Raw genomic sequence first — 17,802 nt, 5'->3', positions numbered from 1 at the left:
AGTCAGGCACCCACTGGAGAAGCATTCGGGCGGCACGCGTTTGGCCGTGGCCATCTTAGATTGCCGCCAAGTCTAGGTGGTTACGCCAAGTGTAGGGTTATCGGCCTGCCGTTGCGTTCGAGTAGTCTTTCGCCTGGATAAAGGCAGAAAGGCCCGAATGAGACGGCGTTCCTTTCAGGCCTGCCATCAATATCCATTTCTCTCTCCAATTGAGTGCGCATCCGACACCGCTATGAGCATCGTCAATAAATTGTCGCGACGAGGCGCTTCGAGGGACGGGCATGCCCGCGAAGCCGTAGGTATGGGCGATCTGGATCGCCGGGAGCGCTCTTCCGCCCTGTGTGGCTTCGACAATTGCTTCCGTTGACAAAAGCGCGGCCTGGCGCATGCCATGCGGTCCGGCCGTGGTGCGCGTTCAGCTCACCCATATCCAAAACGGAATTCGGGGGGTGGCGCCAGTTAGGCTTTGTGAGACGGCGTTAGCAGTCATTAGCAAAAGCAGATCGCCGGGTGGGAGGCGACCTGGCCGCCCAAAAATCTTCAATATTCTTTGGCGGTAGACACTTCCGTTGAAAAAGTATCCTGCGACACATGGAGATCCACTGGGACGCTTGCCGTGGAAATTCTGGCGATGATCGAGGCTGCCGGCGCGATCGAGTGCGGGTCACTGTCCCATGCGCAAGGAAATGCGAACACGGCAGCGCCGACCATGCATATGATGGCCAATCGCGTGTCAAACTCCTGTATGCTTGTCGAAATAATCATTATTACGATAATTATATGGGAGTTTGGCCAACGCTTGCAAGTGCCGAATGATTGGTGTCATAATCATTTCCTGCCTTTGCGGAGCCACCGATGTCATCAAAAAAGCCTGCCCGCGCCGAAACGGCAAAGCTGGCAGATTTCATGTGTTTCGCGATCTATTCGGCCAACCTCGCCTATTCGCGCGTCTACAAGCCCGTGCTGGATGCGCTGGGCCTCACCTACCCGCAATATATAACCATCGTTTCTTTGTGGGAGGAGGACCAGCAGACGGTCAAGGCATTGAGCGAGAAGCTTTTTCTCGAGCCGAGCACGATGACCCCGATGCTCAAGCGGCTGGAGGCCATGGGCTATCTCACGCGCAAAAGAGACAAGGTGGACGAACGCAACGTGCGCATCTCCTTGACCGATACCGGCCGCCAGCTTCGCGAAAAGGGTTTTGGCTTCGGCGAACTGACCATGAAGGCCACCGGGCTCTCGCCTGAGGAATTCCCCCTGCTGCAAAGAGCGATCGTCAACCTTCGCGACAATCTCATCAAGGCCAGCAAGGGGGAACTGTGACGCTTCCGTCAGCCACGCGGCTTGGTCGTTGCTTCCGGCAGCGTCACTCCGTTGGACGTTCGCGCTTCCGCCAATAGGTCCTAGATTACCTTTTCGGACTTGTCGTAGGCGCCTTCGCCGAAATGGTGATAGCGGATCTGCCCCTTCGCATCGATGAAGTAGTGGGCCGGCCAGTAATTGTTGCCGAACGCCCGCCAGATTTTGTAGTCGTTGTCGATGGCCACCGGATAGGTGATCTCGAAGCGCTCGACCGCCTGCTTGACGTTGTCGATTTTCCTTTCGAAGGCGAACTCCGGCGCGTGCACGCCGATGACCACAAGCCCCTGATCCTTATACTTCTCGGCCCAGGCGCGGACATGAGGGACCGTATGAATGCAATTGATACAGGAGTAGGTCCAGAAGTCGATTAGAACCACCTTGCCGCGCAACTGCTCGGTGGTCAGGGGTGAAGAGTTCAACCACTCGACCGCTCCATCCAGAGACGGGAAATGACCCTCGACGGGAAGACCGCTGCGAACGCCCCTTGTGCCATCCACCGCAACCGCCGACAGGCTGCTGGTGATAGGATCTTTAGTTGGCGTCTGCTCGTTCGAATTGAAAACGTCAAGAAGTGTCTGCTCGATGCTGGCTGTACTGGAACTGGAGATGCCGGCGAGGAAACCGGTGTCGGAACCTGTTCCGATTGCGGCCACACCGACAAGAACGGCGATGCCCAGTCCCCGCCTGACCCAGTCGCCGGCACCCAGGGATTGTTTCATGGCTGCGAACACGCGTCCGCCAACCAGGACTGCCAAAGCCAGAGAGGTCGCAGCACCCGCCGAATAGGCAAGGAGAAGAAAAGTGGTTCCCGCAGTTGCGCCTTGAAGGGCGGCGCCGGTCAGCACGAGGCCGAGGATCGGGCCGGCGCAGGGGGCCCACAGAAGTCCCGTTGCCACACCAAGGAGCACGGAACTGCCGACCGTCGCTGATGACCGTGGCCCGCCGGTCGCCTTCAAAAGCCTGTTCCCAAAGGAAACGATCGGCCGTGTCAGCACCTCGGCTAGACGCGGAGAAATGAGCGTCACCCCAAACACGGCCAGAAGGACCAGCGCGGCGGCACGGCCATATATATTGGCATGAACCGCCCAGCTACCGCCGAATGCCGCAAGCGTGGCGACCGCGGCGAAAGTGATCGCCATGCCAGCGAGCATCGGCAGCGTGACCTTGAAGAAAGGTTGTTGCGCGCGAGCAAAGACGAATGGCAGCACCGGCAGGATGCACGGGCTGAGTATCGTCAATACGCCACCGAAATAGGCAATGATCAGAAGGGTCATTAGCGGGGTCCTTTCGATAAATAGTATCGACATAATGGTTATTACAATAATAATTATACGGCATGAAGAAATTTGTCCAGTGCGATGTGCGGGATGATCGCCACCGGCCGACCGCTGCTATTTTTTCAAAAGGCCTCTTCGTGGGGGATTTCGAGGGTGCCTGCCATTAAAACCGCCCGAGATCTCCTGCACAGTGGTTGACCGGCATGAAGGGAGGCGTTTCGTCGTCTATGGCGCCCATCGGGTGAACACGAAATCGTGCATTTTCACCCTGGATTCGTGACAAGCGAAGCATGTTTCATGCTGCTCCGCATCTGCGGGTTTGCCGTCGATAAAACGCCCGAAGCCCCAGCCCCCGGTTGCCGCATATTTCTTCGCGTCCTTGACCATGATCTGGACTGTGGTGGCCGCACCGGGAATAAGGGCTGGCTCGAATTCTGGCGAAGGGACATGCTTCCAGGCAAGCTTGGCAAGAACAGCTCCATCGGGAAAGGGAAGTGTCCCGGCACGATAGGCGTCGGTTGCCACTGAATTTCCCAAAACGACGCGCAACTCGTTCAAGGGCTCGGCTTCAAGCGCCGGCGCGATCAATTCCCACTGTCGATACCCCTCGGGGATCGTGACGCCGAATATGGGCGAGGCTCTTTCTTCGACCGTCGCCTCGGCGACGATTGGTCCAAGAGAAAAGAGAACGATCGCCATGACAATTCCACACAGTCCAACCACAACCGCCCTCATGCTGGCCTCCTTTCGTCTGTGTTGTGTTTATGGCCCGCCGCTTGCCGGCAGGGCTCATGGGCCAGAATTAAACGCCGGCCAGTTCCGCTACGGCGTTGGCAAAGGCTTCGGGCGCCTCCTGCGGCAGGTTGTGCCCGACGCCGGGAACGATCCGGTGATCACGTCTGTTTTTGAAATGGACGGCAGTGGACTTCCCATCCGTCGCCGCAACCACGCCGTCATTGTCTCCGTCCAGAGTGATGGAGGGCACGTTGATTGCAGGCAACACAGCCAACTTGCTTTGAATATCGGCATAGCGCGGATCGCCAGCCACCAGACCGAAGCGATGACGGTAAGAATGAATGACGACGTTGGCATAGTCAGGGTTGTCGAAGGCTATGGCCGCGCGTTCGAATGTAGCGTCGTCGAATTTCCAGTTAGGCGACCACTGCGTCCACAGGATGCGTGCAATTTCGTTCCGGTACTCTTCCAGGCCAGCACGGCCGCGCTCCTGGTGAAAATAGTACTGATACCAGAGTGGGGCTTCGCCTTTTGGCGGGACGGGCTTTTGTGACTTGACGATATCCTGAATGAGATAATTGTTGACGCAGACGAGCCCGATGCATCGCTCCGGATGGAGAGCGGCCGCAACACAGGCGGCGCGGCCACCCCAGTCATAACCGGCGACCACGGCCCGCTCGATATCGAGCGCGTCCATCAGATTGATCAGATCGGCACCGAGTGCCGCCTGCTCCCCGGAACGGAGCGTCGATCCATCGAGAAATTCCGTCGGCGCGTAACCACGCAAATAGGGAACGATGACGCGCATGCCGCGCGCCATCAAAAGCGGGGCAACGTCGGCATAGCTGTGAATGTCATAGGGAAAGCCATGCATCAGCATCGCGACCGGCCCATCGGTGGGGCCACCGGCATAATAAGCGATACTGAGCACCCCGGCATCGATTTTCATCAGCGGTTCAAGGCGTTTCAACGGCGAGAACGCACCGGGAGCGGATGCTGTACCCATGGTGTTGCTCGCTCCGGCAGCGTGGACACACGCGGGTTCTGCCGCTCTCGCGAACTGGGAAGCTGCTAGCCCAATAGTGGCGGCTCCGAGAAAGAGCCGCCGATTGTGACTGATTTTTTCCAGCATGGAAAAGATTCCTTTCTGAAAGATAGAAAACCAAGGCGTAGCGCATGGCGGTCTACCCGCGCCGTCTACGTCACCGGGATGGGGTCAGTATCCATCGACTTCGATGACGGCCTCGGCGAAAGCCTTGGGGGCCTCTTGAGGTAGATTGTGGCCGGTGTTCTTGATGATCCGATGCGTCCGCTTTCCGGAGAACTTTTTGGCGTAGGCGGTGCCGTCCGACGCGGGAGCGACACCGTCCGAATCGCCGTCTAGGGTGATCGTGGGAACCGCGATGACCGGACCAGCCGCCAGTCGCTTTTCCAACGCGTCATAGCGCGGGTCGCCGGCTGCGATGCTCAACCGCCAGCGGTAATTGTGCATCACGATGCTGACATAGTCAGGATTGTCGAAGGAAGCCGCGCTACGATCGAACGTGGCGTCGTCAAAGTCCCATTTCGGGGAATTGACCTTCCAGATCAGGTTCGCAAATTCACGCCGGTTCGCGTCGTAGCCGGCCTTGCCGCGTTCGGTGGCGAAATAATACTGATACCACCAGCCATGCTCGACATGCGGCGGCAGGGGCAACTTGTTGCGCTCGAGATTGTTGATCAGATAACCATTGACCGACACCATCGCCTTGCAGCGCTCGGGCCACAGCGCGGCAATGATATTGGCCGTGCGCGCGCCCCAGTCGTAACCGGCAAGGATCGCCTTTTCGATCTTGAGTGCATCCATCAAGGCGATGATGTCGAGCGCGACCACCGACTGCTGGGCATTGCGAAATGTTTCAGTCGACAGAAAACGTGTCGTGCCATGACCGCGCAGATGCGGCACGATCACCCGGTAGCCCGCCGACGCCAGCAAGGGGGCGACGTCGACGAAGCTGTGAATGTCGTAGGGCCAGCCATGCAGAAGAATGACCGGCGGACCGTCCGCAGGGCCATCCTCAGCATATCCGACATCGAGATCGCCGGCGGATATCTGCTTTAGCAAGCCGAATGCCGTATGGCCGCCTGCACCAGATGGCAGTGCATGAACGGAGTTTTCCTCGGAAGCTTGCGCGCCAGCTCGTCCTGTGGCGAGTAGCTGTGCACCCGCCATCGTCATGGCCGCGAGGCCGAGAAAATGGCGCCGGTTGTCATCGACGGGGTCAGTCATTGCATCGTTCCAATCATTATCTACGGGGGTTGGTATTCGGCCGGCGGTCTGGCGTCAGAGGGAGGTGCTTAGCCAAAGCTTCGGCGCCGGGGGGAGGCGCTCTGCCGGCCGAATTTCGGGTGCGCCGCCTGCTCGTCTCGCGGCAGGCTTTGCCGTAGGTCCGGCTCAGATCAGATTGATCGTGACGCCAATATTTCCGCGCGTGGCCTTGGAGTATGGGCAGGTCTCGTGCGCCGCATCGACCAGGCTCTGGGCAACGCCACGCTCCAGACCAGGCAGGCTGACATTAAGGCGGGCCTGCAGGAAATAGCCGCTATCGTCCTTCGCCAGATCCACCTCGGCATCAATCGCGGTGTCGGCAGGCAGCGCGATCTTCAGCTTGCCGGCTGCTAGGCCCATCGCCCCGATGAAGCAGGCGGACCAGCCGGCCGCGAACAGCTGCTCCGGATTGGTGCCGCTGCCGGCGGTGCCGGGAGACGAAAGCTTGATGTCGAGGCGGCCGTCGGAACTGCGCGACTGGCCATCCCGGCCTCCCGAGGTGTGGGCCTTGCCGGTGTAAAGGACTTTCTCGGACATCGTATGTTCCTTGTTGAATTACTGTTTGGTATCGGCCGGAGCGCCGTGCACCCAGCGGCGCACGGATGGTGCTCCAGCTTTTTTGGCTGAAAGTTGAGAGCTACCGCAGCGACCTGAACGCGGTGCGGATTTCCGAGCTGAACAGCTCGGGTTCTTCCCACGCTGCGAAGTGGCCGCCCTTGTCGACCTGGTTGAAATAGATGAGGTTGTGGTAGCTTTTTTCCACCCAGCTGCGCGGCGCCTGATAGATCTCGCCCGGAAACACCGTCACCGCGGCCGGGATATCGATATCGACGGCGTTGAAGTTGTTGGCGTTGTTTTCCCAGTAGAGCTGGGCCGACGAGATCGCGCTGTTGGTGAGCCAGTAGAGCGAGATATCGTCGAGCATTTCGTCCTTGGTCAGGGAGCGCTCGGCATCGCCGACGCTGTAGGTCCACTGGTTGAACTTGTCGTACATCCAGGCAGCGAGACCGGCAGGCGAATCCGACAGCCCATAGCCGACGGTCTGCGGACGGGTGGTCATCATGGCACCATAGGCGCCGTTCTTGCTGAAGAAGGTGCTCAGTTGATCGTAAGCCGCCTTCTCCTCGTCGGTGAGCCCATCCGGCGCCGGATCTCCCGCGCTCATCGCCCTGGCGGCATCGGCGGGCACGGTGGCCGGCATGTTGACGTGAATGCCGAGCAATCCCGGCAACGACTGCTTCGCCATCCGGTCGCAAACGACGGAGCCCCAGTCGCCGCCCTGCGCCACATAGCGCTCATAGCCGAGGCGCCGCATCAGTACGTCCCAAGCCAGCCCCATGCGGTCGGGGCCCCAACCGGCTTCCGTGGGCTGCTCGGAAAAGCCGTAGCCGGGCATCGAGGGGATGATGACGTCGAAGGCGTCCTCGGCTTTGCCGCCATGCGCCGTCGGGTCGGTCAGTGGATCGATGACCTTCAGCAGTTCCAGCACCGAGCCCGGCCAGCCATGGGTGATGAGCAGCGGAAGCGCATCCGGATGCTTCGAACGGACATGAATGAAGTGGATGTCGAGCCCGTCGATCTCGGTGAAGAACTGCGGCAGCGCGTTCAGTTTTGCCTCTGCCTTGCGCCAGTCGTAGTCGGTCCCCCAGTAGCGTACGAGATCCTGGAGCTTCTCCAACTGGACGCCCTGCGATTGATCCGCGACAGTCTCCTTGGCCGGCCAACGGGTTGCCAGCACGCGACGGCGCAGGTCAGCCAGGTCTTCGTCGGGAATATGCACGCTGAACGGCCGGATTGCGGGCTCCGTGGAGGCAGCGGCCTGTGCGGGACCCGCACCGATTGAGTTTACAATCGCCGAAGTGACGAGGGCTGCAGTTGCCGAATTGACAAGAAAACGACGCCGATTGGTCGTTAGAAATTGTTCTGTCATAGTGGCCTCTCTTATGATGATTGGTCGATTTCATAGGCGTTTACATGAGATTCGCTCGGGTAATATCCAAAAGTACGGTAGACATCCGCATCTTTCTTTTACGTGATTGTCAGATTTGCAGATGATCGCTTCTTTATATTTCAGCTGTCGTTTCTCTGCGGACATCCGAATTGAGGCTCTTGCGAGGACGCTGCCAACATTCGGTCCACGATGAACAGCGCCCAGTGGGGCGCCGTTCATCGTCATTTTATGCTGTCAGCGACCCCAAATACCCCGCCCGTGTGAGTCCGCCGGGTTGTAGGGCGATCCTGTCGAAACGACACTCTGGGCCATCGTCTTCGGGGCCTTCTTGATGGATGCCGTCTGGGACGCGTCCGTGCCCGAAGTCGCGTACAGTTCAGAGGGGGGCATAAAGTTGTCACTCCCGGCGGAAGCGCTACCTGCGGAAAGGATGATCGCCGTGAGGGCGAAAGCAATTGTCTTCATTTCGGTTCTCCAGTTTAAGGTGGTGTCCATCAGACGACGTGCTCGGGAGGATGCGTCGTTCGGACAGCTCCGATCTGGGGTTCCGGTGCGATCCTTTCCAGCGAAATACACGATGCTTAACGTCACTTAACGCTGCTAAACGCTAAGCGTGGGACTTGGCTGTCCAGACCCAAGCCGCCTTGTTTGACTGCGGCTCTCAGAACATTCCGCCGCCGGCGCCGATGACCTGACCGGTGACCCAGCGAGCATCATCGGAAACCAGCAGCGCAACGATGTCGGCAATATCCTCGGGCAGACCGACACGGCCGAGTGGCGTGTTCGCCACTTCCGCTGCGATGATCGCCTCGCCTGCGTTCTTCAATGCCTGCGTCAGCACAGCGCCGGGCATGACGCTGTTGACGGTGATGCCGCGATGTCCGATCTCGTGCGCGAGCACGCGGACGAGATGATCCACGGCAATCTTGCTGGCCGCATAGACGCCTGTGCCTGTTCTGGGCGTCACCGTAAGCCCGGCCGAGATCGAAACAATTCGCCCCCCGTTGCGCAGGCGTAAAGCGGCCTCCCGCAGGGCGATGAACCCGGCGCGCGTATTGGTGGTGAACTGGGCATCGAACATTGCGTCCGTGGTGTCGATGATCGTGCCATGGCGCACGTCGGCCGCGTTGTTGACGAAGATGTCGAGCCCGCCGAAATGGGCGATCCCCTGGTCGAACAGGCCGCGTAGCTCGCCTGCATTGGCCACATCGGCGCCGAGCGCGATTGCCGTTCCGCCGTTGGCCTCGATGCCCTGAACGACCGCTTCGGCATCGGCCCGTTCGGGCGGATAATAGGCGACGACCACGCCGGCCCCATCACGGGCCAGCCGTTCTACGATGGTCCTGCCGATCTGACGTGAGGCACCGGTCACCAGCGCATTCTTACCGTTGACAGACATAGCTCATACTCCAGAACTGCGCGTGGATCAGGCCGCGGTGTTGCGGCGAAGGGGGGCGAACGCATTCGACCAGGCGATGAGCTGGTCAAGCAGCGACTGCAACGCCGGCTGCTGATATTCGCCGGGCTTGAAGACACTGAAATTTTCAAACTCCGTGATCAGTGAAAGTGTGACCTGACTACGGACATCAGCAAGCTGCAACTCCCCAGCGATCAGTCGCAAATGCTCCACAGCGCGAGCTCCACCCACGCCGCCATAGGAGACGAACCCGACGGCCTTGTTGTTCCACTCGACGTAGAGATAGTCGATCGCGTTCTTGAGAACGCCGGAGATGGAGTGATTGTACTCTGGAGTGACGAACACATAGCCGTCGAAGGATGCGATCTTGGCAGACCACTGCTTGGTATGCTCATTCTGATACTTCTGCATCGTAGGAGGATAAGGCTCGTCCAGATGCGGCAGCGGGTAGTCGAGTAGGTCGACCAGTTCAAATGTCGCGTCATCACGCTGTGAGGCGAGTTGATAAACCCAGTCGGCGACCGCTTTGCCGTTGCGGCCTGGGCGCGTCGAGCCGAGGATGATTCCGATCTTTGTCATGGATTAGACTCCTTGCGTATTGGGTTAAGAACGGACTGATAGCGAAACCTGTTTCGCGCCGCCTCTTTGAGAAGAGCGGTACTAAATCGCGCCGCTCCATGGCCGGTTTCGCTTTATGAAGGCTGGTCTGCTCTCGAAGCGATCCAAAGTTCCAATGAACGTGTCTGGTAATCCGTCAGTTCATTAGAGAGCTACTGCGTAATCACATCATTAGACGGTCGGATGCGGTGGAAGCTTTTGCGCAGTTATCGAGATGACCACTAATTTCGATCTGCTAGCCGTTCCAAATACAGAGCTAGCTCGGGAAGATTGGACAGCGGGTTAAGTGGATTTTCTGCCTGGCGACGGCCGATATTGTTCGACAGGAGAGACCATGACGAGACCACCGCGCCGCAATCACACACCGGTTTTCAAGGCCAAGGTGGCTCTTGTGGCAAAATTTGATTGCGTCGCGTGCCGGCTCAACGGATATAACGTGGAGCGGACCGGCTGCGAGACAGGTTCGGTATGAGTTTCTGCCGAGCGACTTCATACGCTTGCCAGTCGGCCGCATTCGGCAGTGCCGGAATGGTGACCAATTCGCCCTGATCAAGCCCAGCCAGAGCGGCGTCGACCATGTCCTCAGCGCTCATGACAATCTGGCTCGGAAGGTGGTCCACCGGCGTCCCTGCAATACCCCAGAACTCTGTGGCGGTCGCCCCTGGCAAGACCACCTGTACCCGGACACCTTTGCCCTTGAGTTCGTGATCGAGGGATTGGCTGAAAGCCAGCACGAAGGCCTTGGCGCCTCCATAGACGCCATTCAACAATTCGGGATGGATGGCAACGATCGATGAGATGTTGATGATCGTGCCGCCGCCCCGCGCAACAAAACCTGGCACTGCCGCATAGGTCAGGCGGGTAAGCGCACTTACATTGAGTTCGATCAACGCCTGCATCTTGTCGACATCCGATCCGAGCAGCGGCGCCGTCGCGCCGATCCCGGCATTGTTCACAAGCATGGTGACGCTGTGGTCGCGGCGCAGGGCTTCTTCGACACGCTCAAGGTCGGCTCTGTCGCCGAGATCTGCGGCGATCACTTTCGCCGCCCGCCCGGTGTCTTCGCCTATGCGCCTTGCCAGCGCATCCAGACGATCACGGTTGCGGGCGACGAGGATCAGATCGTAGCCACGACGCGACAGGCGATCCGCGTAAACCGCGCCGATGCCCAACGACGCTCCAGTGATTAAGGCAACGCCCTTGTTCGAGTTCATATCCGTCTCCTTCTACGCGGCATGACCGCAGTTCACTGATGGCGCAGGAAGGTGCCGTCACGAGTGACTTGATGTGGCTGTCCAAGGTGCGATGCGCCCGATCAAGGCGTATTTCCAATATCAGGCTGATTACCGGTCGGTGATCAGCGGCACCGTATTCGCCGCAGGTATGGGGTGGCGCGATGCGCCGAAAGATTCCCCAAAGTTGATTACAACCTCTGAGGATCTGCCGCCGACTTTAGATATTCAACAATATATCTGTGGGCCTGGCATCCAAAGTCGCAAGCGCTGTTATGAATGCCCACACATCTCAATTTCAATCGTTCCTGATGATGGCGGGCACGTTAACCGCCATCATTCACGCGCGGGCAGGCCAATGTTAAGCTAGCCCTGATGGGAAGAGCAGGGCTATTGCATGCCGCGTAGCGCATTTACGTTTGCGCAGAATTCGGCATAAGGCTTGCTCTGAGCCGCGTCTTGGCATTCTCTCATCATCATCTCGCGATCAGATTGGGGCCTGGCCATGAAGGCAGTTTTGAATTCCGGCATAGGCTTCAGCACTTTCATGCTGCTATCGGTGTAGAAAGATTCCAGGAAGTCGGCAGCATCAAGTGCGCCAGCTGACGCTACGCCGCTGGAGAGGGCAAGTGCCGCACCTAGACAAATAGCTTTAATACGCATGGTATGATCCTTTAGGTTGTCCGATCGCCCTACCGACGATCGAGTTGATGAGAAATTGTCGCCTGAGATTTCCCATATAGAAGTGCAGTTTCGGGGCGGCCGGAATAAACCAGTAATAATTCCGCTGCCGACATGATTATAAAACTCAGTCCCGCTTTAGATCGGCATGTATTGGCAATTGATCCGTTCGTGTATCTCTCTGTCGAAATTCCTACGGATCAGAATTGCAAATATAAGCGCCACAAGATGACATTATCACATACAGGTCGTCTTTCTTTTACATGATCGTCGAATTTGTACATGATCGCCATCGTAGCTCTACTACACACGATTTTCTCTTATCCGGATCGGATCGGACCGCCACAGACCTCCGTGAGGCTTTTGATGCGGCAGAGCGGATACTACGCAATGTCGGGCTTAAGGCCGGCACCGTGGGCTTCGAGGAAGGCGAGCGTCGTCTCGGTCGCCAGAGCCTGGTCGTAGGCCTGCTGGGTGCCCGCCTGTTTGCCGGCGAGGTCCCTGGCGCGCGCCAGGTCGGCCTGATTGCTCACCAGTGTCGCCTGGTCCTTGTCGATCATCGCCTTGTCGCGGGCCACCTGCGCCTTCAAGGCGCGATCGTCGAGCGGAAAAGGAGGTCGCCGGCCTTGACCATCTGGCCGTCCTTGACCGCGATCCTGTCGATCTGGCTGGATATCCGCGCACTGATGGCGACCACCGCCGGCGAGGCGACGAAGCCGATGGCATAGCGCCGGATCGGGAAGTCCGCTGTCGACGCGGCGGCGGAAACCACGGCTGCGCCCTTCGCCCGGCCACCGGTGGTACCGGAACTGTCGGCGGCTCGCGGCGCCGGCGCGGACACCATCTGCCGGATTTTTCCCACGGTCGATGGTGAGAAATAAAGTCCGCCCGCGACGAGACATACGGCTGCAACGACAGAGATCGTGATTTGCCTGCGCATCGCCAAGTGGCCTCACCAACGACGTCGTGATCCGACGTCGGACTATGCGGCAATCCCCGAGCCAACCCGCAAATCCCCACGAAGAGATAGGCTTCGTGCTCGGCTAAACAGGGGCCAAACACGGCATTACGAAGATTTTAATAAGCGAAACGCAGACGGAATCGCGCGCAAGGTTCCGTCGCAATCCTGCTGGTGGTCACGAGAGAGCTATGCGCGCACAGCCAAGGCGGTGAGGACATTGAATTGCCCGGTGATCGACGGACGTGGAGTGCAGGCAAACCTCGCCCGGCGCTTGCGCATCCAGCGGTGAACGACCTGTGCTATTATTAGCCGGCGTTAACGGCCGCGCGCCAGTCGTGCGCATATCGGCCCCAATCTGGAAAGACATCCCTGTGGCCGGCACTTCCTGCTGATGGCATCCGGGTCATGTCTGCCAACAGTGCGGCGCCGACGCTCGTTCCGGTGCTTTGGCCGGTTTGAGCCAGAACGGGCCGGCCGGTTGCCGCCTGCAGCATATCGCAATAATGCCGGTTGGCGGCGAACGGACCCTCCACGACGATGTCACCTTCCGCGCCGATGAGACCGAGGCAGGTCGTGGTCATCATGGCAAGGTAAAACGCAATCGCGATAGGGCGTTCACTGGGCGATGGCGTACCGATCCAGCGTGCCTGCGCTGTGGGAAACGGGCCGGAGCCTTGCTGCACCGAAGGCAGCAGCATGATGCCGCCCTCGATCACGCGAGACAAGGCGTCGTCGTCATCCTCGCCTGCTTCGACGCCGGCCTCCAGCAACTCGAATTCGCGGCCACCCATGAATCGGGCGGACCGCACCGGATCGCCCAGCGCATTGACGTTGACGAGCGTATCGCGTGCCGGGTCCAGCACTACCGCGTCGCCGCCGACCGCCATCGAGACCACCCAGGTGCCGGTCGAGACGACCGAAAACGGGGCCTGCCTTGCCAGCAGATGCGGCAGCAGCGAGGCGTTGGAATCGTGAATGCCGCAATGGACGGGCGTTGAGGGATCAAGGCCGGTGCGTGCCGCAAGTTCGGGCAGCAAGGCGCCCAGCCGGGCGGATGCGGGTTGCAACGGGGGAAAGAGTTTTCGCCATGCAAGGCGGTCGACGAGCGTGGAGAAATCGCCGCGATACGGGTTCCAGAGGTCAGTGTGGCAGCCGAGCGACGTCACTTCGCTTGCCGCGACACCCGTCAGCCGCCATGCCCAATATTGCGGATAGGTCAGGATTGTCGCGACACGGCCAAGCGCTTGCGGGTATGTCCGGCTCTGCCAGAAAAGCTGCGCGCCGAGGTTGAGGCCGTTCTGCAAGGGCGGCGAACCGGTTTCCTCGAATTTCGGCCGCAGGGCATCATAGGAGCCGCGCAGCGTCTGCGGGCCTTCGTCCTCATAGTCGAGAACCGGTAGAGCCAGCAAACCGCCGGCGTCGAGCAACGCGGCTGTCGCTCCATGCGTGGTGACGGAGACGGCGTCGATTTTTTGCTCGCCGCCCAATGCCGTCAGGCTTTCGAGGATAAAAGCCCAGAGCATCTCTATGGCGTGGTGACGATAAAGGCCTTCGGTAACCGGGCGGTTGGCGATCTTGCGTACCGCAACCTCCGACAGCGTTTCCAGATCGACCAGTGCTACCTTGGCATTGGTCTTGCCGATATCTATGACGGCGACGTGGCGGACAGCAGCCATCAGGCAAGCCGATTTCTTCGCAGCCGCCGCCACAGGATCGGCAGGGCGATGACGACGATAAGCAGCAGGCCGACGAAGATCGACATGACGATGCCCGGCACATTGAGCAGGCCGAGACCGAAGGTGACCAGCCCCATAATCAAGGCGGCCAGCACGACGCCGACAATGCCGCCCGCGCCGCCCAATATGTTGACACCGCCCAGCACGACCATAGTGATGACCTCCAGCTCATAGCCTTGCGCGATCGACGGGCGCGTCGAGCCGAGTCGCGAGGTGATCAGGATGCCGGCGATGCCCGACATCAGCCCGGTCAGGCAAAACAGCACGAACTTCGTGCGCTCGACCCGCACGCCCGAAAACTTCGCCGCAACCGGATTGTTGCCGATGGCAAAGATGCGCCGGCCGAAGCTGGTGCGATGCAGCAGGGCCCAATAGAGGATCGCAGCAACCAGAAACACTGTCAGTTCGAACGAGATCACCCATCCGACATAGCCTTGGCCGAAGAAGGCGAAGCTTGCCGGGTAGCCCTTATAGGCCTGGTCGCCGAGAATGATGAAGGCGATGCCCCGGTAGAGGCTCATCGTGCCGATGGTGACCACGATGGAAGGCAGGCCGAAGCGCGTTACCAGAATGCCGTTGAAGGCACCGCAGGCGAGGCCGACCACGATACCGATCAGCACGAGGCCGGGCGTGCCGACACCCATCTGCACTGCCATGCCCATCAGCGTGGATGCCAGCGCGATGATGGCAGCGACGGAAAGGTCGATCTCGCCCGAAATGATCAGCAGCGCCATGGCCAGCGCGATCAGGCCTTTTTCGGTGAAGTTGAAGGTAAGGTCGGACAGCGACCACGGATCGAGGAAATAGGGCGAGGCGAAACTGTTGGCGACGAATATGGCCAGCGCCACGACCACCAGCAGCGCCTCCCAGGAAAAGACGGCGGCCTTGAGCGGCTTGTCGAGCCGGTCGGGAATATGGCGGGCGATGGATGCGTCGGTCATGCCGCTTCCGCCTTCTTCAGGATGATGCGGCCCTGCCGGCGCTCGCCGCGCGCGTTCAGCGCGACCGCGAGGATGATGGCCGAGCCGGAAATAGCCATCTGCCAGAACGGCGATATGTTGATGACCGGCAGCGCATTGGCGATGATGCCGAGGAAGAGCGCGCCGAGCACCGCGCCGCCGACCGAGCCGATGCCGCCGGCAATCGAGACGCCGCCGATGACGCAGGCCGCGATGATGTTGAGTTCGTAGCCATTGGCGACCTCGACCGAGGCGATGACGTAGCGCGAAATCCACAAATAGCCCGCGAGACCCGAAACCATGCCGGAGATGCAGAAGGCCACGAATTGCGTGCGGCCGACGTCGATGCCGGCATAGACCGAAGCAGTCGGATTGACGCCGGCCGCATAGATGGACCGGCCAAGCGCCGTGCGCGTCATCAGGATGAAGAACAGCGCGATGACGAGAATGGCGATCCACGACAGCACCGGGATGCCGAAAAGCGCGGCGCGCTGGAAGCCGATGAAGGATTGGCTCATCTGATCGGCGTTGACCCATGCGCCGCCCGAAATGACGAAGGTCGCGCCACGATAGATGGTCAGCGTGCCAAGCGTCACCACGATGGAAGGGATGTCGAGACGCCAGACCAGCAGGCCGTTGATGGCGCCCAGCACCATACCGACCAGCAGTGCGACGACGATCAGCGCCGGGATGGGAACGGCCGGGTAAGCCGCATTCAGCATCGCCACGACCATGCCGGTAAAGCACAGGTTCGCAGCCATCGACAGGTCGATGCCGCGGGTGAGGATCACCACCATCTGGCCCAGCGCCAGGATCATCAGGATCGAGGTGTCATTGAAAACCTGGCCGAGATTGCGCGGCTGGGCAAATGCGGGAAATCGCGTCGAGATCAGCCCGATCAGGACGGCAATCGCCGCCAGCAGCCAGATTTCGCGAACTTTGAGCAGGCCCTTCATGCCGCGATCCCCGCTGCCGCCCGAACCAGCGTTTCGGCGGTAAGGTCCGTGTTGGCGTGTACGGCAGCGATGCGCCCTTCGCGCATGACCACGACGCGGTCGGCCATGCCGAGGATTTCAGGCAGTTCGGACGAGACCATGATGACCGACAGCCCCTGCTCGACCAGTTCGGCCATGAAGCCGTGCACCGCCGCCTTCGAGCCGATGTCGATACCCTTGGTCGGCTCGTCGAGAATGATGACTTTCGGCGCGGTCGCCAGCCATTTGGCGATGACGACCTTCTGCTGGTTGCCGCCGGACAGCGTGCCGACATCCTGGCTGAGCGAGGAGGCGCGCAAGTCGAGCCGTTCGGTGTAGGTGCGCGCCAGCGCGAACTCTTCCGCCAATTGCAGTACGCCCGATTTGGAGGTGCGTTTCAGCGACGGAAGCGAAACGTTCTGGAAGATCGGCAGGCCGATGACGACGCCCTGCTTGCCGCGTTCTTCCGGCACGTAGACGATGCCCGCGTCGATCGAATCCGCCGCCGATTTCGGCGTGATGGCATTGCCATCGAGCGTGATCGTGCCGCCACTTGTATGCGTTATGCCGGCAATCGCCTGCATGACCTCGCTGCGGCCAGCCCCGACCAGTCCGTAGAAGCCGAGGATTTCGCCCTTGTGCAATTCGAAGCCGATATCGTCGAATTCCGTTGGATGCGAAAGCCCGCTGACCGACAGAACCGGCGCACCGATGGCACCCTTGCGATGCGGAAATATCTGATCGACCGGGCGACCGACCATGAGCTTTACGATTTCGCCCTGGCTGGCGTCCTTCAAAAACCCTTCGCCGACCATCTCGCCATCGCGAAACACGGTGTAGCGGTCGGCGATGCGGAAAATCTCATCGAATTTGTGGCTGATGAACAGCACCGCCTTACCCGCGCTCTTGAGGAACTCGATGAGCAGGAAAAGCTCCTCGATCTCCTTCATCGAAAGCGCTGCTGTCGGCTCGTCCATGATGACGATCTGCGCATCGATCGACATGGCGCGCGCCACGGCTACGAGATGCTTGTTGGCGATGCCAAGGTCCCTCAGGCGCGTATCCGGATCGATATGGCCGGCCTGCATGGTGGTCAGCACCTCGCGTGCGTTGGCGCGCATGGTCGGCCAGTCTATCAGGCCGAGACGCGTGCGTGGCGCGTGACCGAGAAAGATGTTTTCCGCCACCGACAGATCGTCGAACAGCACCGTTTCCTGATGAATGGCGGTGATGCCGTGGGCGAAGGCGGTGTGCGCGGAAGTCAGCGTGACGGCCTTGCCGTCGACGGCGATAGTGCCGGCGTCCGGCTGGTAGATACCGGTCATGATTTTTACCAGCGTCGACTTGCCGGCGCCGTTCTCGCCGATCAGCGCGGTCACTTCGCCGGGGTAGAGCGACAGGCCGACATCGTGCAGAGCGCGTACGCCGGGAAAACTCTTGCCGATGCCGGTCAAGGTGAGGCTGGGTGCGGGGGACCGTTCCGCTCCCTTATCCTCGCTGCCGTTGCTTCGGGCTGTCGTGTCCATGTGCGTATCAAGCCCTGAAAGCGGCAGGTGGAAAAGGGGCGAGGCCTGCGCCCCGCCCCCTGTCT

18 protein-coding genes and 1 pseudogene are annotated in these 17,802 nt (G+C 60.0%); 2 read left to right on the top strand and 17 right to left on the bottom strand.

The window, feature by feature from the left end; genetic code table 11:
• Positions 1-97 precede the first annotated feature (97 nt).
• Positions 98-388 (bottom strand): hypothetical protein, encoded by a 291-nt coding sequence (locus ACX3P0_RS14745; RefSeq protein ID WP_459089570.1) that lies wholly within the window; start codon positions 386-388, stop codon positions 98-100.
• A 467-nt stretch (positions 389-855) separates the two neighbouring features.
• On the opposite strand from ACX3P0_RS14745, the gene ACX3P0_RS14740 reads away from it, so the two are divergent.
• Entirely contained in the window at positions 856-1,323 is a 468-nt protein-coding gene (locus ACX3P0_RS14740) for a MarR family winged helix-turn-helix transcriptional regulator (RefSeq protein WP_459081835.1), read from the top strand.
• Positions 1,324-1,406: 83 nt separating this feature from the next.
• Here ACX3P0_RS14740 and ACX3P0_RS14735 read toward each other — a convergent pair.
• The 9 genes and pseudogenes from ACX3P0_RS14735 to ACX3P0_RS14695 all read right to left on the bottom strand — a co-directional run.
• A pseudogene (locus tag ACX3P0_RS14735) lies at positions 1,407-2,636 on the bottom strand (cytochrome c biogenesis protein DipZ); the annotation flags it as partial.
• Between the two features lie 228 nt (positions 2,637-2,864).
• Positions 2,865-3,338, bottom strand: a complete 474-nt coding sequence (locus tag ACX3P0_RS14730; RefSeq protein WP_459089568.1) for a cytochrome P460 family protein — start codon at positions 3,336-3,338, stop codon at positions 2,865-2,867.
• A gap of 103 nt (positions 3,339-3,441) precedes the next feature.
• Entirely contained in the window at positions 3,442-4,506 is a 1,065-nt protein-coding gene (locus tag ACX3P0_RS14725; protein ID WP_459089566.1) for an alpha/beta fold hydrolase, read from the bottom strand.
• 84 nt (positions 4,507-4,590) lie between these two features.
• The gene (locus tag ACX3P0_RS14720; protein WP_459089564.1) at positions 4,591-5,643 is read right to left on the bottom strand and encodes an alpha/beta fold hydrolase; all 1,053 of its coding nucleotides are present in this window, start codon (positions 5,641-5,643) and stop codon (positions 4,591-4,593) included.
• A 165-nt stretch (positions 5,644-5,808) separates the two neighbouring features.
• On the bottom strand, positions 5,809-6,219 hold the full coding sequence (locus ACX3P0_RS14715) for an organic hydroperoxide resistance protein (RefSeq protein WP_459089562.1): 411 nt from the start codon (positions 6,217-6,219) through the stop codon (positions 5,809-5,811).
• Positions 6,220-6,319: 100 nt separating this feature from the next.
• Positions 6,320-7,612 (bottom strand): epoxide hydrolase family protein, encoded by a 1,293-nt coding sequence (locus ACX3P0_RS14710; RefSeq protein ID WP_459089560.1) that lies wholly within the window; start codon positions 7,610-7,612, stop codon positions 6,320-6,322.
• 682 nt (positions 7,613-8,294) lie between these two features.
• Positions 8,295-9,032 carry an SDR family oxidoreductase gene (locus tag ACX3P0_RS14705; RefSeq protein WP_459089558.1) on the bottom strand — a complete coding sequence of 246 codons (738 nt, stop codon included), beginning with the start codon at positions 9,030-9,032 and terminating at the stop codon, positions 8,295-8,297.
• 27 nt (positions 9,033-9,059) lie between these two features.
• Positions 9,060-9,629, bottom strand: a complete 570-nt coding sequence (locus ACX3P0_RS14700; protein ID WP_459089556.1) for an NADPH-dependent FMN reductase — start codon at positions 9,627-9,629, stop codon at positions 9,060-9,062.
• A 461-nt stretch (positions 9,630-10,090) separates the two neighbouring features.
• The gene (locus ACX3P0_RS14695; protein WP_459089554.1) at positions 10,091-10,882 is read right to left on the bottom strand and encodes an SDR family NAD(P)-dependent oxidoreductase; all 792 of its coding nucleotides are present in this window, start codon (positions 10,880-10,882) and stop codon (positions 10,091-10,093) included.
• 73 nt (positions 10,883-10,955) lie between these two features.
• On the opposite strand from ACX3P0_RS14695, the gene ACX3P0_RS14690 reads away from it, so the two are divergent.
• The gene (locus tag ACX3P0_RS14690) at positions 10,956-11,270 is read left to right on the top strand and encodes a hypothetical protein (RefSeq protein ID WP_459089552.1); all 315 of its coding nucleotides are present in this window, start codon (positions 10,956-10,958) and stop codon (positions 11,268-11,270) included.
• A 20-nt stretch (positions 11,271-11,290) separates the two neighbouring features.
• Here ACX3P0_RS14690 and ACX3P0_RS14685 read toward each other — a convergent pair whose 3' ends face one another.
• From ACX3P0_RS14685 to ACX3P0_RS14655, 7 genes are all read right to left on the bottom strand, one after another.
• The gene (locus ACX3P0_RS14685) at positions 11,291-11,563 is read right to left on the bottom strand and encodes a hypothetical protein (RefSeq protein ID WP_459089550.1); all 273 of its coding nucleotides are present in this window, start codon (positions 11,561-11,563) and stop codon (positions 11,291-11,293) included.
• Positions 11,564-11,964: 401 nt separating this feature from the next.
• A complete protein-coding gene (locus ACX3P0_RS14680; RefSeq protein WP_459089548.1) occupies positions 11,965-12,171 on the bottom strand; it encodes a hypothetical protein in 207 nt (68 codons plus the stop codon).
• Positions 12,168-12,521: a biotin/lipoyl-binding protein gene (locus tag ACX3P0_RS14675; protein ID WP_459089546.1), complete on the bottom strand. Its 354-nt coding sequence runs from the start codon at positions 12,519-12,521 to the stop codon at positions 12,168-12,170. The genes ACX3P0_RS14680 and ACX3P0_RS14675 overlap by 4 nt, the downstream gene beginning before the upstream one ends.
• A gap of 326 nt (positions 12,522-12,847) precedes the next feature.
• A complete protein-coding gene (locus tag ACX3P0_RS14670) occupies positions 12,848-14,218 on the bottom strand; it encodes an FGGY-family carbohydrate kinase (protein ID WP_459089544.1) in 1,371 nt (456 codons plus the stop codon).
• Positions 14,218-15,219 (bottom strand): ABC transporter permease, encoded by a 1,002-nt coding sequence (locus ACX3P0_RS14665; protein WP_459089542.1) that lies wholly within the window; start codon positions 15,217-15,219, stop codon positions 14,218-14,220. Before ACX3P0_RS14665 ends, ACX3P0_RS14670 begins: the two co-directional genes overlap by 1 nt.
• On the bottom strand, positions 15,216-16,193 hold the full coding sequence (locus ACX3P0_RS14660; protein WP_459089540.1) for an ABC transporter permease: 978 nt from the start codon (positions 16,191-16,193) through the stop codon (positions 15,216-15,218). The genes ACX3P0_RS14665 and ACX3P0_RS14660 overlap by 4 nt, the downstream gene beginning before the upstream one ends.
• Complete coding sequence (locus ACX3P0_RS14655; RefSeq protein ID WP_459089538.1) at positions 16,190-17,737, bottom strand: sugar ABC transporter ATP-binding protein; 1,548 nt, start codon at positions 17,735-17,737, stop codon at positions 16,190-16,192. The genes ACX3P0_RS14660 and ACX3P0_RS14655 overlap by 4 nt, the downstream gene beginning before the upstream one ends.
• Positions 17,738-17,802: the final 65 nt, after the last annotated feature.

The sequence above is a fragment of the Mesorhizobium sp. A556 genome, assembly GCF_054489545.1.
The sequence above is the reverse complement of the archived record's forward strand: the minus strand, read 5'-3'. Positions and strand labels throughout refer to the sequence as shown.